Origin of the sequence: Pseudomonas sp. UMAB-08, from assembly GCF_900095225.1 — a bacterium.
Classification (GTDB): domain Bacteria; phylum Pseudomonadota; class Gammaproteobacteria; order Pseudomonadales; family Pseudomonadaceae; genus Aquipseudomonas.
This window is the reverse complement of sequence record NZ_LT607414.1, coordinates 128,913-143,458: the sequence shown is the minus strand read 5'-3', so window position 1 is coordinate 143,458 and position 14,546 is coordinate 128,913. Positions and strand designations below refer to the sequence as shown.

Sequence of the window (14,546 nt, the reverse complement as noted above, 5' to 3'; positions counted from 1 at the left end):
TTGAAGGGTTAACTGATTGATTTAAATAGTTATTATTTGATCGGTTGAAAACGGTGGGCAGTTTGAGTGTCGCAAACTGCGACAGGTGATTAAATTTAAGACCCTGATTTTATTGGGCTTCAGGTGTCTCTGTAATGGTCAGCATATTCCAAGACATGTTAGGAGTTTCGCTCGCACGAGCTTTTTTTATGCCGATATTTTAATGCTAGTCAAGTCTTCGTTATTGGGTGAGAACGTTACTGATTGCATTAACCGCCAATTGAGAGCCTTTGGCATTCAAGTGATTGTAGTCCATGTAATAGGAATGGGTGTCGCCTATCAGGCACACCTGTTTTTGACAGAAAATATTGTCCAGCGTGACCAGTCTTATTTTATTTTGCTCGCTGTCTAGTTCGAAAAGATGACGAGTGAATTGCTGAAATTGGTTGTGTTTTGACAGGGGTACGGACAGTTCGCCTACCCTCTGCAGTATGTTCTCGTCGCTCGATCCTGTTCCGCGGGCGAGTTGGTAATAAAGGCTTTTCGGGTCGACCATCTGCTGCGGAACCTGAGCCACTATGTAAAGATGAGTGCCAAGCGCCTGGTAAGCCTCGACGGTTTTATTCAGGGCCTTCTCAAACACAGCCCTTGATGCTTCTTTGGTTTTTTCCTGGGTGTCTTGGGACACTAGAAAATAGCTGCTCTTTTTCCACTTGTCGTAATCGCCATCCGTATAAAGTGTCCAGCGTGAGACAAGAATTACTGTCTTGATGCCGTTCATTTTTACATAGTCATATTCGCGTTTCGCGAGGGCTTCGCACACGCCCACAACATAATTGCCAGCGAGAACATCCACACCCAAAAGTGGAGGGCAGCCAGCCAGACCGATATGCACGATGGTTTTCCCCTGCGCTTTGCCTGCGGTGTCGAAGGCGGGCAATAGCACTTCTGCGTGGCTGTCGCCAAATACAGCAACCTCTGGGGTAGCGTTTTTGTCGACCGCCCCAAATAAGCAGAAATCGATATTCCAACCGTTGCCATCGTAATTTTTATCGCAGGGAAAGCGTATTTTTGTGTAGGTAAATGATTCCAGCGCTGCCGGATCTAAATCAAACCGGCTGGCGAAACCTTCGTTGATATATCCGGTCAGTCCCACGCCTATGAACATCAGTGAAAAAATGGCCCCCAACGTGAATATCTGATGTCTTTTTATCGAGCTTTTTTTTCGGAAAGCCTGTTCTACAAAACGCCAGCTTAAATAAGCTAATACCAGCGACAATAGGGTGAGCGCAAGCATGACCGTTGAGCTCGGCTCGACCAGATAGCTCTCGCGCGCGAAGGCGAAAATGGGTTGATGCCATAGGTAGGCGCTGTAACTGATCATCCCGATCAGCACGAAGGCGCGAGTGCTCAGCACCCGCCCTACCAGGGTATGAGCGTTGGCAAAAATGATAATCAATGCTGCGCCCATTGTCGGGATCAAGGCATGCAACCCGGGGAATGAGGTGGTACTGTCGAAGTTAAAGATGGCGTAAATAATTAACGAAGTGCCGAGAATCGTTGCGGCTTGATTAATGGCTTTCGGGCCACTTTCCAGACGAGGCCGCCAGGAAAAATAAAAGGCGATGAAGGAGCCCACCAATAACTCCCATGCTCGGGCATGCAATAGATAAAAAGATGCGGAGGATTCATGGGTCGCACCGTGTTCAGAAATGGCCAGGCTCATCATTGCACCAATCATCAGAATGGCGACGATCCTTTTTCGACCCAGTCCCCAAGCGGCCATCAGAATCAGTGGAAAGACTAGGTAATACTGCTCTTCCACCGCGAGGGTCCAGGTATGCAGTAACGGTTTCAGCTCAGAGGTCACATCGAAATAACCACTCTCGCGCCAGAACAGCACGTTAGACGAAAATGTCGGCACCGCGATTAAACTCTTGGCAAAAAATTTGAAGTTCAGGGGGTCGAGCCATGCCCAGGCCATGGGCAGGCAAATGAACATAACGACGAATAATGACGGTAATATCCGCCGTGCTCGGCGCTCATAAAAATTTACCAGCGAAAATTTACCAGCCAGCATCTCGGTCAAAATGATCGACGTAATCAAATACCCAGAAATCACGAAGAACACATCGACACCGATAAAGCCTCCGGAGAATAACTGAAAGCCCGCATGGAAAAGAATAACGGGGACGACCGCCATCGTGCGCAGTCCGTCGATTTCAGGGCGGTAGTTCAAGGCCGGATTGTGAATAGTGCTCATGATGAGTCGACTCTTCCAAGTTGAGTTTAGGTATTAAAACTTGATTCATGCATGAGGACGTTCAGGTCGAGTGAGCGTGCACAAAAAACACGCAGGCAAATGCTACCGCCAGACGCAAAACGCCTAAGGGGGCGGCGAGGATAGCCAGTGCACTGACGCTCCTTCAACGCTGCGTGCCAAAGCCCAATGCAGAGCCCTGATCTACACAGTCATTTGAACGGAATATTAACGTTGCAGTTTTAAAGCGGCGGTGTCGTTTTATTGGGGGGCATGGTAGCTCTCTGCCAGGCCATTTTTCCCAGTGGGTCTGAGGACGCCCAAACGATGATAGCTCAGATTTTCATCATGACTAGCCCGCTCCTTTATCGACAGGGCTAGCTTCTGAATGGTAAGCGGCCAACAAACTCATCAGCGTGGGGGGGTGTTACCTATGGGTACCGTGCTGTTATCGAGAAGGCCTTACCCGGTACCCACTGCCAAAACTGCGACATACTTGAGGCGCCAGCGCGGGCAAGCATCAGGCGCGACTCTGTGGCAAGACGTGCCATGCGAACTCTGCTCGTCTCAGAGTGGAACAGTTGTCGCGAAATTAAACGCAGCCAGGGTCAGGCCAGGCGTTAACGAAGTTAATAACAAGGTTTAACTGATTGATTTAAATAAGTATTACTAAACTGGCACGCTACGTGTATTGGACATCTCCAACTAAAAAACAAAAAGCACCGTGGGAGGTTCGACGTTGATGAAGAGAAAACTCCGAGCAGGCATGACGAGCGGTTTGCTGGCGATGGCCGCTTGCGTCGCTCTGCATTCGCCTCCAAGCATGGCGGCACGTGATGCCCAAGGCATCCTCAAGGAAACGTGTCAGGGCTGTCACACGCCTGAGGCTGATAATGGCCTGAGCCGCATCAGCCACCAGCGCAAAACGCCGGAAGGCTGGCTGATGAGCATTGCGCGCATGCAGACCATGCATAACCTGCAGATCAGCGATGAAGACCGTCGCACGTTGGGCAAGTACCTTGCCGACACCCAAGGCCTGGCACCCAGCGAGACGGATGGCGTGCGTTATGCGCTCGAACGTCGACTCAATACCGTCGAGCACTTTGATGATCAGTTCAGCCAGATGTGTGGCCGCTGTCACTCAGGCGCCCGCGTTGCGTTGCAGCGGCGTCCGGCGGAGGAGTGGGAGCGTCTGGTGAACTTCCACCTGGGGCAATGGCCTTCGCTGGAATACCAGGCCCTGGCACGTGACCGTGACTGGTTCGATATTGCCCGCAAAGACATGGTCCCACTGCTGGCCAAGAAGTATCCGCTGGAAAACAAGGCCTGGGCAAACTGGCTGAAAGCCCGGCCGCAGGCAGATGCGCTGGTCGGCGAGTGGAGTTTCAGCGGTCAGTTGCCCGGCAAGGGTGAGTTGTCGGGAACCATGAGCGTCAGCGCCGATGGCAGTGATCAGTTCAAGGTTGCGGTCAAAGGTCAGTACGCGGACGGTAGCCCGTTCAATGGTGACGGCAGCGCGATTCTCTATAACGGTTACGAATGGCGCGGCAACCTGAAAATTGATGGCGTGGCCATGCGTCAGGTGTTTGCCGCCAAAGACGGCGAACTGCAAGGACGGATGTTCGAGACCGCGCATGACGAGCGTGGGCTGGACTTCATTGCGGCCAGGCAGGGTTCCTCTCGTTTGCTCGCGGTGCAACCGGGGTATCTGAAAGCAGGCAGTGAAACCGAGGTCAGCCTGATTGGCAGCGGCCTTAAAGGCACGCCAAGCTTTGGACCCGGGGTTCAGATTGTCGAGGTCCTGGAGCAGACTCCGGAACGCCTGCGGTTCAAGCTCAAGGCGGCAGACAGTGCTAAACCCGGCGTTCGGCAAGTCACGCTGGGCGCACTCAAAGGCGTGACCCTGGCGGTTTATCAACGCATTGACCAGGTCAAGGTCGTGCCCGAGTTCTCAGTGGCGCGCATCGGCGAGAACGGCGGCTCTACGCCGAAGGTCCAGGGTCGCTTCGATGCCGAGGCCTGGGGCAAGGGTGTTGACGGCAAGCCTTACCGGATTGGCGTGTTCCCGGCGCAGTGGAAAGTCGAGCCGTTCGACGACCGTGCCAAAGAGGACGAAGACGTCAAGTTCTCCGGCAGCATGCAAGCCGACACCGGTGTGTTCACGCCGGGCGGTGCGGGACCTAACCCCGAGCGCAAAATGTCGACCAATAACGCTGGCAACCTCAAGGTCATCGCGGCCGTGGATGACGCCGGTAAATCGTTGACTGGTGAAGGCCACATGATCGTCACCGTGCAGCGTTGGAACAATCCACCCATTCCCTGATCCGGTGTCGCGTCTGGCCCCTCAGGCCGGGCAAAACCAAAGGTTGAGGCATTGTTCAGGAATGACCGGGATTCTCCCCACAACGGAGGGTTCCACAGGAGGTTGCAATGGGCGCTATTTTGAATCTGGTCGAACGAAATCTGCATGAAGTGCATGTCGATTCCGACCGCATGCTGTTCCATATTCCCAGCAGTTCCCTGTTTGCCAGCGACGAGCTGACCGGCAGTATCATTGACACCCTGCGTGGAGACGGCTGCTCATCAGAGGATCTGATATCGCAGTTGGCCAACCGCTACGATGGCGAAGAAGTTACCGAGACCCTGCGTGAGTTGATGGCCCTGGAACTGGTCAGCGATGGTTCGCCACTGACGCCGGACATCGGCGTCAAACGGGTTGATCGCACAGCAATCAATACCGTGGTCTTGAACGTCAACACCGGCTGCAACCTGAGTTGCACCTATTGCTATAAGGAAGACCTCGACAAGCCGTCTGAAGGCAAAAAGATGGACGTCGCGACGGCGGTGGCGTCGGTTGAGATGTTGCTCAAGGAATCCCCTGATGAAGAACGCTACACGGTGGTGTTCTTTGGCGGTGAGCCACTGAGCAATCGCAAACTGCTCGAATACATGGTTGATTACTGCGAGAAACGCTTCTCTGAAGCCGGCAAAATGGTCGAGTTTGTGATGACTACTAACGCCACATTGCTGACTGAAGAGATCGTCGATTACCTCAATGCCCATCGCTTCGGTCTGTCGGTCAGCATCGACGGTCCCAAGACCATCCATGACCGCAACCGCATCACCGTCGGCGGGCAGGGTACTTACGACGTAGTTCGACGCAAAGCGCAAATGCTCCTGTCGCGCTACAACAGCCGTCCGGTCGGCGCACGGGTAACCCTGACCAAGGGCGTCACCGACGTCGAGACCATTTGGGATCACTTGTTCAACGAGATGGGCTTCGCCGAAGTCGGCTTCGCCCCGGTGACGTCCGGCGACATCAGCACCTACAACCTGTCCAGCGAGGAACTGATCGAGGTCTTCGCCAGCATGAAGGCCTTGGGTAGACGCTATCTGGAAGCTGCGCTGATTCATCGCAATATCGGGTTCTCCAACCTGCATCAGTTGATCACCGACATTCATGAAGGGCACAAGAAGGCCCTGCCATGCGGCGCAGGCCTGAAAATGCTGGCGGTGGACCATAAGGGCGAGTTGAACCTGTGTCACCGGTTTACCGGCTCAACGCTGCCGACATTCGGCAACGTCCACACCGGGGTCAAACAGGTGGAGTTGAACGACTTCCTGTCCCAGCGCCTGGACCGTACCAATACGGGTTGTGAAGACTGCCGCATTCGTAACTTGTGCTCGGGCGGCTGCTACCACGAAAGCTATGCCCGTTATGGCGATCCGGCTCATCCGACGTATCACTACTGCGAACTGATGCGCGATTGGGTCGACTTCGGTATCGAAGTCTACACCCGGATCATGGCGGTCAATCCTGCGTTCATTACCAGCTATATCACTCCGCGGAAGGCGCATTGATATGAAACATCTCAAAGCAATCAACAATAAAGCCCTGAAGCTTGAACAGGCCGCGGCAGAGAACCGTATCGAAGAAGTGGTGGCCATGAGTTCGGTCGCCGGTTGCGCCTCGACCACAGACCCAGGTTGGGAAATCGACGCATTTGGTGGTGTGTCGTCGCTCTGCCAACCCATGGAAGCAGACCTCTATGGCTGTTCCGATCCATGTTGGTGGCCCGCCCAGGTGCCCGACATGATGAGTACCTATCCCGACTGGAACAAGGATGCGCAAGCCTCCAACGACAGCTGGCGCAATCTTGGAACAGTGTTCCCGGACGACAAATAAAAAATCGGACAGATGAACATGAGGGATATCAGCATGCTTCGCTCAGGCACCTGCGGCCTTGCCGCTTTCGCCATCCTTGGCACCTGTTCATTATCGGCCCTTGCCGATACGAACCCGACACTCAATCCCGGCCATGAGTACATGGTCGCGACCAACTACCCGAACAATCTGCATGTCATCGACCTGCAGACCGACACCCTGTACAAGACCTGCACCTTGCCGGACGCCTTTGGTCCGGGCACCGTTCAGTTATCGCCGGACCACAAGATTGCGTATGTGCTGAACAACCACTATGCCGATGTCTATGGCGTTGAACTGGACAGTTGCAAGCAGGTGTTCCATGCCAGCATCACCCAGAAATCGGGAGAGAAAGCGCGGTCGATGTTCGCGTTCACGGTCAGTCACGATGGCAAGGAGCTTTACACCGTCGCCAACCCGACATTGATGCTCAAAGACCGCTATGAAGTGCAGCCGCCGCGCCTGGACGTCTACGCCACCGATGCCGGGATGGACGCCAAGCCGGTGCGCAGTTTTCCAGCCCCGCGCCAGCTGACCATCATGCAGAGTGGCGATGATGGCACTTTGTATGTGGCCGGTGCGGACGTCTACAAGGTCAACGTGAAAACCGGCAAGTTCGACGTGTTGATCCCCAGTCGGCACTGGACGCGCCCGTTGTACAGCCCGCCTGACGTGCTGTATGTGTGGAGTCAGCAGACCTATCGGCATGATTTTGCGCTGCTCTACACCACCGCCAAGTTCAAGGACAAGAAAGAGGACCCGGCCACGGCCGACCTGCTTTATGGTTTGTTCAGCGTTGACCTGAAAACCGGCAAGACTGAAACCACGGATTTCGGCCCTTTGACCGAGATCTACTTCAGTGGCATGCGCTCGCCCAAGGATCCGAACCTGATGTACGGCGTGCTCAACCGTCTGGCCAAGTACGACATCAAGCAGAAAAAGCTGATCACAGCAGCCAATCTGGATCACTCCTACTACTGCATTTCCTTCAACAAGGCGGGCAGCAAGATCTACCTGGCCGGCACCTTCAATGATGTAGCGATTTTCGACGCCGACAGCCTGAAGCCGTTGGGCAAAATCAAATTGCCTGGGGGAGACATGGCAATTACCACGGCGCAGATATTCATTCGCTAAACGCTGTCTGATCACGCACCGTTCAAAAAGCCGCAGCCTGGGAAAGGCTGCGGTTTTTTCGTCTCTAATCGGATTAAAGTGCGCACTGTGAAATGTCCCGGAACCTAAGGGTCATGCCTGTACTCCCACTTACACTGATTGAAACCTGGCAGGAGACACTCGACATGAAGATTCTGATGGTGCTTACGTCCCATGACAAACTCGGTGATACGGGCGAGAAAACCGGTTTCTGGCTTGAGGAGTTTGTTGCGCCGTATTACGCGTTTTTAGATGCAGGGGCAACGATCACTGTGGCGTCACCCAAAGGTGGTCAACCACCTCTGGACCCCAAAAGTGACGCCCCGGACGGTCAGACCGAAACGACTGAGCGCTTCAAAAAAGATTCGGCTGCGCAGCAGGTACTGGCCAGTACAGTCAAACTGGCTGATGTGCAGGCCAGTGATTTTGACGCAATTTTCTATCCGGGTGGTCATGGCCCCCTGTGGGACCTTGCCGAAGATCCGAAGTCCATCGCCTTGATCGAGGCGTTCTACAACGCCGGTAAGCCGGTCGGTTCGGTCTGTCACGCGCCGGGTGTACTTCGCCACGCGAAGATCAATGGCGAGTCGATTGTCAAAGGCAAACGCGTAGCAGGGTTCAGCAACAGCGAAGAGGCGGCTGTCGGTCTGACCCACGTCGTGCCGTTCCTGGTAGAAGATGAACTCAAGCGCCTCGGTGGGCACTATGAAAAAGTCGAGGACTGGCAAGTACTGGCAATCACCGACGGCATGCTGGTGACTGGCCAAAATCCGGCGTCCTCAAGCGCGGCGGCAAAAGAGCTACTGAAACTCCTGGTCTGAAGCCTTCGGCGGCTCCAGCGCCCCGCGATGTGAACATAGTACGTTGCATCGCGTGGGCGAGTTGTTTGGCGTTTGGTCGATGGCATTTGCGTTGAAAAGGAATACGTCGGGTTACCGGTCATCCTGAAGCGGGATCTATTTAGCAACGAGTACGTGTCGACGGAGTCTGAATAGAACACCTCAAAAAAGGCCATTCAAATGGATATGCCTTATCGAACGTTCTCGAATGTTTACCGTGGGCAGGTGATCCATGTGCTGGTTCTTTGTCCCCCTGGCGTCAAGAATATTGTTGATTTCATCATCAAGGTCACGGTGACTCTGCACAAACAAGCGTCCTCGCCGACGATTAATATTTGTGACCGTGGTTACGAGTCATACGATGAAGCCCATCACGCCGGCATCCTTATTGGTCAGGACATGATCGATAACCTTGAACACTGACCTGTTCCAGACTTTCTCTTCTTGCGTTGTATTGATCTCCATCAGAATCGGGCTATTCAGATGCACCCCGGCGTGGGCGATGGGAGTGTTAAACTCCAGCCAATTCACACGCGGGGAAACGGCTGTGCGCAGATTGTCCATAATGGTTGCGGTTTTGATGTTGGCGGGATGCGGTGCAGGCGAGCCGGATAAGCCCGCCAAGACACAGGCACCCGCTGTCGTGCAGGTCGCTGCGCCCCAGTGGGACGTTCTGGTGGCAGAGCCCAAAGCGGTCAGCGACCTGACAGACAGGCTCATCGAGCACGGTTTTCCTTCTTTTGTCGTGGTCCGGGACGGCAAGGAGCGAGTACTGCTGGGACCGTTCAACTCAAGAGCCGAAGCCGAAGAAAAACGCGCCCAACTGGCGATGAAGATGAGCTATGCGGGTTCAGTGGTTGACCATCCGCAGTGAGCCTGTGGACGGCGGCGAATCCGCTGCCGAGCAGCTACAGCGCGACACCCGGCACGGGGTGTGTTATGACCCTCGGTTCGATGTACTGATAAATAATGGAGGGGTTTTATGGACGAAGTACAGCGGTTAGGCGAGTTGTTGAGCGCCAATCAACGCAATGAAGAACACAAGCATCAGCAGTTCCACGCTGATCTGGCACATTGGGAATCGAGCATTCTCAAGCTGTACGAACAGATTGAGGGCTGGATGGCTCCGCTCAAAAACAGCGGGCAGATGGTGTTCGAATACGAGCCGCACCTTGCGCAAAGCAAGGGCTATCCGGACGAGAATTCGCCATTCCGCACGCAACGGATGACGCTGTCATTCGCGTCCCGTCAGGTGGTATTTGTACCCGATGCCATGGGATCCAAGGGCCAGGTTTCGATTGCCGCGAGCGGCCTCAGTGTGCATGCTCAGGAACAGATCTCCCTGACCCTGGCCCCACCTGCGGAGCAGTGGATGATGAACAAACGCATCGGCGTTAAGGAATCGGAAAACCTTCCGTTCACAGCGGATGGCTTTGCCAAACAGCTACAGACGCTGGTCCCTCAGCACCCGGCTTAATGCAAATGGGTGCTGCCCTCTACGCAGCGCGATCGCGCTGCGTAGGAAGACGGGGCAGAGTCTCCCGTCAAGCAGGCTTGTACCCGGTTTCAGATCAAGAACGACGCCCAAGCAGCAAGCCCACTACCAGGCCCAGCCCGGCAGAGAGGGCGACGGTCTGCCATGGGTGACCACCGATGTAGTGTTCGGTGGCGTCGACCACGGGTTTGGTGCGCTCACGCACGTTGGAGACTGCATTCAGGGCCTGTTTAAGCTTCAGGCTCAGCTGTGCACGCAGTGTTTCAGCGTCGTCGCCTACCAGCGTAGCGCTGTCCTTGAGCAATTTGTCTGATTCTTCTATCAGCGCCTGCAATTCACTGAATGCCTGATCCTTGATTTGCTCGGCGGCGTTTTGAACGGCGGTTTTACGGGCCATGGTTTCTTCCTTTCAATTGATGACAACAGTGAGCAATGGAGTCTCTGACTGGCGGAAAAGTTGCAGTCTTTTTCGCGTTCATCGGCTAAGTCGACAAACATTACCGGGTCAGAAACTTCCCACAGCAGTGTAAGATACAGTCGATTTTTAGCCACAGGTGATCTGTATGAGCTTCAACCTGGCCAACCGGCCCGTCGCTGAGCGCGCAGCGCTTGAAGATGAAAAATCCAGACTGTTCGATCTCTGGCAAAACAATTTGGGCAAGGCCAAAGGCGATGCTGGCCGACTGGTGGGTGAAAAATCCAAGCGCAAAGGTAAATGGGCCGAATGGGTTCGTTCGGAACTCGACGGCATGTCCCCGCCTGAATACGCGAACATGGTACGCAGTGAAATAAATCGTTTGATGGCGGCCGCCAAGTAGATACCGGCTGAGGCTGCTTCAAAATAGCTCGGCGATTGCGTCCCTGACCTTGATGACTGCGGGGTCTAGCAGGGCGCTGGTGCGCCAGCCGAGTTCGATCGGATAACGCGGCAGGGGCAGCGGGCAGGGCAGCAATGCCAGGCCGGTCAATGTTGCAATGGCCTCGGCGGCGTGGCTGGGCACAGTTGCCAACGCGTTGGTGCCTTTGAGCAGGTAAGGCAGTGCGGCGAAGTGGGTCGTCGAGGCGCACACCTTGCGAGTCAGGCCCAGGTTTGCCAGGCTTTCATCGACGATCCCGATGAAGCCGCCCGACGAGATCAGAATGTGTTCGCGTTCGACAAACGCCTTCAGCGTCAGGTCGTGTTGCCCCTCGCGCAAGCTGGCGGGGTCGACCAGGCACAGATAACCGCCTTCGCCCAACACGTGGCGGCTTAGCAACCGATCAGCAAAACCACCTGATGCAATCGCCAGGTCGATAGTGCGCTCCATCAGCGCGCGGGCGACGATCTGGCTGTGGGTCTGGCGAAATATCAAGCGCAGTTTCGGCGCTCGGGTTTCAATCAGTGCCATTAGCCGTCGCCCCAATGCGATTTCGAAATCATCAGACAAACCGACCGCCACCGAGCGGCCCTCGTAGTCATTCTGCAGGGGGTCGACCATCGCCAGGCTCTGTCGGCATTTATTCAACGCGTCGGTGATCACCGGTTTCAGCTGGTCTGCGCGCAATGTCGGTGCCAGCCCGCGACCCGTGCGGACAAACAGTTGATCGCCATACAGCTCGCGCAGGCGCCGTAGCGCAGCACTGACAGCCGATTGAGTGACCCCCAGGCGCAAGGCCGCGCGACTGGCACTGGCTTCATCGTGCAGGGCTTCGAAGACCTTGAGCAGGTTCAAGTCCATGTTGGCGATATTCATTTGGCTCATATCATTCAGCACTGAAGTGGGCTTTATTCATGATCTGGCGCTCCATGACAATACGCAATACCCCCGCATCAGGAGTCGCTGAAATGCCCACGTCCATTGTTGCCGCGTTGCAAACAGGTTCGCTGCCGAGCGGCAAGGCCGATACCCTCGCGCAGATACTTTCCTACGAAGAAGCCATCGTCGAATCGGGCGCTCGCGTTGTGGTCATGCCCGAAGCGCTGCTGGGCGGCTACCCCAAAGGAGAAGCCTTCGGCACGCAGTTAGGCTATCGATTGCCGGAAGGCCGCGAAGCTTTCGCCCGTTATTTCGCCAACGCCATTGATGTGCCCGGCGCAGAAACGCAAGCGCTTGCCCAGCTGTCGGCCCGCTGTGGTGCCAGTCTGGTGCTCGGCGTGATCGAGCGTGCCGGCAGCACGCTGTACTGCGCGGTGTTGTTCTTCGAACCGGAAGGTGGACTGGTCGCCAAGCACCGAAAGCTGATGCCCACCGGCACTGAACGGCTGATCTGGGGTAAGGGTGATGGCTCGACCCTGCCGGTGATCGACGCAAAAGCCGGACGTATAGGCGCAGCGGTCTGCTGGGAAAACCACATGCCGTTATTGCGCACGGCCATGTACGCCAAAGGGGTGCAGATATGGTGTGCGCCGACAGTAGACGAGCGGGATATCTGGCAGTGCTCAATGCGCCATATCGCCCACGAAGGCCGTTGCTTCGTGATCGGCGCCTGCCAGGTTCAGGCCTCGCCGCAGGCGTTGGGCATTGACGTGCCGAACTGGCCCGCCGAACGCCCGTTGATCAACGGCGGCAGCGTGATCGTTGGCCCGCTGGGAGAGGTGCTGGCCGGGCCGATGGTGGGTGGAACGGGGCTGTTGACGGCGGAAATTGATACGGACGAACTGGTTCGAGCGCGTTATGACTTCGACGTCGTCGGTCACTATTCACGGCCGGATGTGTTTGAGCTGGTGGTGGATGAGCGGGTCAAGGCCGGCGTGCGCTTTATTAATGAATAATCACCAGTTGCCGTAGACCGACGGAGGCAGGCTCAGGGTGCCGCTGTCGCTGAAACGCATCGTACCAAACAGGCCGCCCGCCAGTTTGCCGTGCAGTACGTAGGGCAGGTTATCCAGGGTCTGGGTTTGTGTCAGCCCCAGCGCCTGACGCAGGGCCGCGAAGGCTGACACACTGACGGGCACCACCAGCACGGTTTCGGAGAAGCCCGGTATGGAACCTTGCTGATCGCTGACCCCAGAGGCCAGTTGCCGGTCGTTGATGTCCAGTTGCAGGGCGACACCGTTGTAATTGATCACCTCGGCGTTAGGGTTTTGCAGACGAAGTTTGACCGCAAAGCGCAGTTCCAGATCCTGACCTTGCAGCGGTTCAATCCCGACTACGTTGATGTTTAGCGGGTCGCGGTGAGGGAACAGCGCGCAGGCGCTTATGGCCAGAATCAACAGCGAAGTGAGCAGGGCGCGGATCAGGCGTAACGGCATCAGTGACGCTCCAGTTGGCAAGGCACAATGGCAAGTCGTTGAACGCGTCCTTTGCAAGCTGACGGCTCAACTGTGCGACCGCGCAAGGGGGCAGAGGTTCGTTTTACGCTGGCGGCTCCGAGCCCCGCAACACCTTGAGCTGGCTTTTTGTGCGTCGGCCCCTAAGATGACCGGCAGTAAAGCCGTAAACACCCCGGAGTGTCCAGGAACGGCTCGCAAGGACAGGCAATCATTCATGTCGGAAAAAGACACCATCTCCATGCAACTGGTGCGCGAAGCGCTGTTGCAGAGTTGTGCGCCAGGGGCCGCCACCGATGAGGTGTTGAGCAAGGTCGGGATTGCACCCGCGTTGCTTGGACAAGCCAATGCTCGGGTCCCGGCGACGGCGTATGCACGGTTGTGGCGCTTGCTGGCGCGGCGTCTGGACGATGAGTTTTTCGGCATGGACCCACGGCGCCTGAAGTCGGGCAGTCTTGAGTTTCTGTGTCGCTCGTCCATGGCTCAGTTGACGGTGGCGGCGGGGCTGGAGTCGGGCTTGAGCTTTCTGTCCTTGATGTTGGAGGACTTGCAGGCGGGATTGGTGCGCCAGCAGAGCCTCGCGGAAATTGTCCTGGACGAGCACGACGGGCCACCGAAGCGGGCGTTTACGTATTTCACCTACTGGATGATCGTCCACGGCGTTGCCTGTTGGCTGGCGGGGCGACGGATTCCTATTCTGGCCATTGAGTTGCGCTGTGCGGAACCGGACTTCTGCGAAGATTACAATGTGATGTTTTCCGAAAACCTGCGCTTTGACCGGCCCAGGACTCGGATGATTTTCGCAGCTGACTGCCTGGACCTGCCGATTAAACGCAGTGCCGAAGAGCTCAAGCGATTCTTGGCCCGCGCCCCGGCCAATATCCTGGTGAAATACCGCGACCCGGAAAGCTTCGCCAGCCGGATCAAAAACGATTTGCGCCTGCTGCCCGCCGAGCGCTGGCCGGAAACCGAGACCCTGGCCCAGACGTTGTGCATGTCGGCATCGACCCTGCGGCGGCGTTTGGCTGAAGAAGGCCAGACCTATCAGGCCATCAAAGACAGTGTGCGCAAGGAGCTGGCGATTGTCTGGCTGGCCGACGCCGAGGTCAGTTTCGCCGAAATCGCCGAGCGTCTGGGGTTTGCTGACACCAGTTCGTTCTACAAGGCGTTTCGCAAATGGTCAGGTTCGAATCCGGGGCATTATCGGAGTTTGATTCTGGGGATGTGAGCCAGGGATGCCAGGCGCACGTCGTCATGCGTTTCGCATTGGCCAAACCAGTCACACAACTTGAAAGCTTTGACCATTGTCCGTGCGCGCCCTCGGGGTGACTATTCTTGCGACTTTTCTTACGGTTCCAAGAATAAAA

15 protein-coding genes are annotated in these 14,546 nt (G+C 55.9%); 11 read left to right on the top strand and 4 right to left on the bottom strand.

Annotated features, from left to right (window positions below; translation table 11 throughout):
* Window positions 1-220: 220 nt before the first annotated feature.
* Window positions 221-2,242: an acyltransferase family protein gene (locus K0F75_RS00615; RefSeq protein ID WP_219059834.1), complete on the bottom strand. Its 2,022-nt coding sequence runs from the start codon at window positions 2,240-2,242 to the stop codon at window positions 221-223.
* Window positions 2,243-2,981: 739 nt separating this feature from the next.
* Here K0F75_RS00615 and peaA point away from each other — a divergent pair.
* The 8 genes from peaA to K0F75_RS00575 all read left to right on the top strand — a co-directional run bounded on the left by peaA (window position 2,982) and on the right by K0F75_RS00575 (window position 9,911).
* A complete protein-coding gene (gene peaA, locus K0F75_RS00610; RefSeq protein ID WP_219059833.1) occupies window positions 2,982-4,562 on the top strand; it encodes a quinohemoprotein amine dehydrogenase subunit alpha in 1,581 nt (526 codons plus the stop codon).
* A 107-nt stretch (window positions 4,563-4,669) separates the two neighbouring features.
* Complete coding sequence (gene peaB, locus K0F75_RS00605; protein ID WP_219059832.1) at window positions 4,670-6,100, top strand: quinohemoprotein amine dehydrogenase maturation protein; 1,431 nt, start codon at window positions 4,670-4,672, stop codon at window positions 6,098-6,100.
* Between the two features lies 1 nt (window position 6,101).
* Window positions 6,102-6,425, top strand: coding sequence for a quinohemoprotein amine dehydrogenase subunit gamma (gene qhpC / locus K0F75_RS00600; RefSeq protein ID WP_219059831.1), 324 nt, complete (start codon window positions 6,102-6,104; stop codon window positions 6,423-6,425).
* A gap of 33 nt (window positions 6,426-6,458) precedes the next feature.
* On the top strand, window positions 6,459-7,577 hold the full coding sequence (peaD, locus tag K0F75_RS00595; RefSeq protein WP_219059830.1) for a quinohemoprotein amine dehydrogenase subunit beta: 1,119 nt from the start codon (window positions 6,459-6,461) through the stop codon (window positions 7,575-7,577).
* Between the two features lie 164 nt (window positions 7,578-7,741).
* Window positions 7,742-8,416, top strand: a complete 675-nt coding sequence (locus K0F75_RS00590; RefSeq protein WP_219059829.1) for a type 1 glutamine amidotransferase domain-containing protein — start codon at window positions 7,742-7,744, stop codon at window positions 8,414-8,416.
* A 198-nt stretch (window positions 8,417-8,614) separates the two neighbouring features.
* Window positions 8,615-8,857: a hypothetical protein gene (locus tag K0F75_RS00585; protein WP_219059828.1), complete on the top strand. Its 243-nt coding sequence runs from the start codon at window positions 8,615-8,617 to the stop codon at window positions 8,855-8,857.
* 124 nt (window positions 8,858-8,981) lie between these two features.
* Window positions 8,982-9,308 carry an SPOR domain-containing protein gene (locus tag K0F75_RS00580; RefSeq protein ID WP_219059827.1) on the top strand — a complete coding sequence of 109 codons (327 nt, stop codon included), beginning with the start codon at window positions 8,982-8,984 and terminating at the stop codon, window positions 9,306-9,308.
* A 108-nt stretch (window positions 9,309-9,416) separates the two neighbouring features.
* Window positions 9,417-9,911 (top strand): hypothetical protein, encoded by a 495-nt coding sequence (locus K0F75_RS00575; RefSeq protein WP_219059826.1) that lies wholly within the window; start codon window positions 9,417-9,419, stop codon window positions 9,909-9,911.
* Window positions 9,912-10,005: 94 nt separating this feature from the next.
* Here the strand turns inward: K0F75_RS00575 and K0F75_RS00570 are convergent, their stop codons facing one another.
* Window positions 10,006-10,326, bottom strand: a complete 321-nt coding sequence (locus K0F75_RS00570; RefSeq protein WP_219059825.1) for a YqjD family protein — start codon at window positions 10,324-10,326, stop codon at window positions 10,006-10,008.
* 166 nt (window positions 10,327-10,492) lie between these two features.
* Between K0F75_RS00570 and K0F75_RS00565 the strand changes: the two genes are divergently transcribed.
* Window positions 10,493-10,747: a hypothetical protein gene (locus K0F75_RS00565; RefSeq protein ID WP_219059824.1), complete on the top strand. Its 255-nt coding sequence runs from the start codon at window positions 10,493-10,495 to the stop codon at window positions 10,745-10,747.
* An 18-nt stretch (window positions 10,748-10,765) separates the two neighbouring features.
* On the opposite strand, the gene K0F75_RS00560 is transcribed toward K0F75_RS00565, so the two are convergent.
* Window positions 10,766-11,671, bottom strand: coding sequence for a LysR family transcriptional regulator (locus tag K0F75_RS00560; protein WP_219059823.1), 906 nt, complete (start codon window positions 11,669-11,671; stop codon window positions 10,766-10,768).
* Window positions 11,672-11,754: 83 nt separating this feature from the next.
* Here K0F75_RS00560 and K0F75_RS00555 point away from each other — a divergent pair, with 83 nt between their 5' ends.
* Window positions 11,755-12,681, top strand: a complete 927-nt coding sequence (locus K0F75_RS00555; protein WP_219059822.1) for a carbon-nitrogen hydrolase family protein — start codon at window positions 11,755-11,757, stop codon at window positions 12,679-12,681.
* On the opposite strand, the gene K0F75_RS00550 is transcribed toward K0F75_RS00555, so the two are convergent.
* Window positions 12,682-13,161 (bottom strand): LEA type 2 family protein, encoded by a 480-nt coding sequence (locus K0F75_RS00550; protein ID WP_219059821.1) that lies wholly within the window; start codon window positions 13,159-13,161, stop codon window positions 12,682-12,684.
* 235 nt (window positions 13,162-13,396) lie between these two features.
* Here K0F75_RS00550 and K0F75_RS00545 point away from each other — a divergent pair, with 235 nt between their 5' ends.
* The gene (locus K0F75_RS00545) at window positions 13,397-14,407 is read left to right on the top strand and encodes an AraC family transcriptional regulator (RefSeq protein WP_219059820.1); all 1,011 of its coding nucleotides are present in this window, start codon (window positions 13,397-13,399) and stop codon (window positions 14,405-14,407) included.
* Window positions 14,408-14,546: the final 139 nt, after the last annotated feature.

Excerpts from the sequence above, each read along its gene's own strand:
- K0F75_RS00545 (WP_219059820.1), top strand. The coding sequence starts at position 13,397 with ATGTCGGAAAAAGACACCATCTCCATGCAACTGGTGCGCGAAGCGCTG.
- K0F75_RS00590 (WP_219059829.1), top strand. The coding sequence starts at position 7,742 with ATGAAGATTCTGATGGTGCTTACGTCCCATGACAAACTCGGTGATACG.
- peaB (WP_219059832.1), top strand. The coding sequence starts at position 4,670 with ATGGGCGCTATTTTGAATCTGGTCGAACGAAATCTGCATGAAGTGCAT.
- K0F75_RS00555 (WP_219059822.1), top strand. The coding sequence starts at position 11,755 with ATGCCCACGTCCATTGTTGCCGCGTTGCAAACAGGTTCGCTGCCGAGC.
- K0F75_RS00615 (WP_219059834.1), bottom strand. The coding sequence starts at position 2,242 with ATGAGCACTATTCACAATCCGGCCTTGAACTACCGCCCTGAAATCGAC.
- K0F75_RS00570 (WP_219059825.1), bottom strand. The coding sequence starts at position 10,326 with ATGGCCCGTAAAACCGCCGTTCAAAACGCCGCCGAGCAAATCAAGGAT.
- K0F75_RS00575 (WP_219059826.1), top strand. The coding sequence starts at position 9,417 with ATGGACGAAGTACAGCGGTTAGGCGAGTTGTTGAGCGCCAATCAACGC.
- K0F75_RS00550 (WP_219059821.1), bottom strand. The coding sequence starts at position 13,161 with ATGCCGTTACGCCTGATCCGCGCCCTGCTCACTTCGCTGTTGATTCTG.
- K0F75_RS00560 (WP_219059823.1), bottom strand. The coding sequence starts at position 11,671 with ATGAGCCAAATGAATATCGCCAACATGGACTTGAACCTGCTCAAGGTC.
- K0F75_RS00585 (WP_219059828.1), top strand. The coding sequence starts at position 8,615 with ATGGATATGCCTTATCGAACGTTCTCGAATGTTTACCGTGGGCAGGTG.
- peaA (WP_219059833.1), top strand. The coding sequence starts at position 2,982 with ATGAAGAGAAAACTCCGAGCAGGCATGACGAGCGGTTTGCTGGCGATG.
- K0F75_RS00565 (WP_219059824.1), top strand. The coding sequence starts at position 10,493 with ATGAGCTTCAACCTGGCCAACCGGCCCGTCGCTGAGCGCGCAGCGCTT.
- qhpC (WP_219059831.1), top strand. The coding sequence starts at position 6,102 with ATGAAACATCTCAAAGCAATCAACAATAAAGCCCTGAAGCTTGAACAG.
- peaD (WP_219059830.1), top strand. The coding sequence starts at position 6,459 with ATGCTTCGCTCAGGCACCTGCGGCCTTGCCGCTTTCGCCATCCTTGGC.